1 protein-coding gene is annotated in these 1,270 nt (G+C 54.6%); it reads left to right on the top strand.

The genetic code is table 11. The annotated features are described in order from the left end of the window. Nucleotides 1-20: 20 nt before the first annotated feature. Nucleotides 21-1,244, top strand: coding sequence for an IS4 family transposase (locus CGA21_RS29695; protein WP_223194315.1), 1,224 nt, complete (start codon nucleotides 21-23; stop codon nucleotides 1,242-1,244). Nucleotides 1,245-1,270 lie beyond the last annotated feature (26 nt).

Here is a 1,270-nt window from a genome sequence, read left to right as displayed (position 1 = left end):
AAGGGGGAGCTTGCTCCCCCTTGCTGTTGGCGGCCGTCAGTCATAATCGGATTTTTCAGACTCGATTTTGGCTCATGTTTACCAGCACCCGTTTAGCCCACCTGCTCAGTGCGATCCCGCGCCAGTTCTTTCGGCAATCCACCGAAAGGCACCAGGCTGATCGCTACGTCAAACGCTGCACGTCCTGGCAATTGCTGGTGACACTGGTCAGCGGTCATGTAACCCAAGCCTTAAGCCTGCGGTCCTTGGCGACTTTCTCCGAAACTCTAAGCCCGCATAGCTACCATCTTAAAGCGGGTCCCGTCGCCCGCTCGACCCTGTCGGATGCCTTGAACAAGCGTGACTACCGGCCATTCCAGGACCTTTGCGAGTTGCTGTTGCGCGGCATCAGCCGCCAGCAGCGCAAAGAAGTCGGTGCCATGGTTAGCCTGCTTGATTCCACGTCGATCACTTTGCGCGGACCTCACTTCGATGGCTGGACAGCCGCCACGAAAACCCGCATTACGCAGGGCTTGAAAGTACATGTCGGGCTAGATTTGGCGCAGTTGGCCCCGGTGTACGTCAACATCACTCCTGCCAACGTCAACGACCTGAGCGATGCACTGGAAATGCCGATTCAGGCCGGCATGACGTATGTCTTTGACAAGGGCTATTGCGATTACAACTGGTGGCACCAGTTGCAGACCAAAGGCGCTTTTTTCGTCACCCGCCTGAAGAAAAACGCCAATATCAAAGTGCTGCACAAGCACTCGACCGTAGCCGAGCAAAGCCCGGTCATGACCGATGAAGTCATTCTATTCGGCAAAAAGCATCTGGGCGGTAAGCGTCTGAATGACTACCGAGAAACGCCGGTAAGACGCGTGGTGGTTGAGCGCGAGGGACATGCCACGCCGTTAATCCTGGTGACCAACGACTTCGCAAGAACAGCTGAAGAAATCGCGGGCTTGTACAAAGATCGCTGGAAGATCGAGCTGTTTTTCAAGTGGATCAAGCAACATCTGAAACTCAAACGCTTCTATGCCTTCTCTGAAAACGCCGTGCGCCTGCAGATTTACAGTGCCTTGATCAGCTACTTGTTACTGCACCTTTTCCATCGTCGCTCAGGATTTACCGGTTCGTTGTTCGAGCTGACGGTTCGCATATCTCACGTCCTGCACGAACGGCCCGCTACTCCAGAACTGAGGGATCGACGAAGGCAGGAGCGAGAAAAGCTGAAGGCTGCCCAAGGCAGCCTTCAGCTATGAAACATGTTTACCGGACACTAGTGACG

The sequence above is a fragment of the Pseudomonas sp. PSB11 genome, from assembly GCF_014596605.1.
GTDB lineage: Bacteria > Pseudomonadota > Gammaproteobacteria > Pseudomonadales > Pseudomonadaceae > Aquipseudomonas > Aquipseudomonas umsongensis.
The sequence above is the reverse complement of the archived record's forward strand: the minus strand, read 5'-3'. Positions and strand labels throughout refer to the sequence as shown.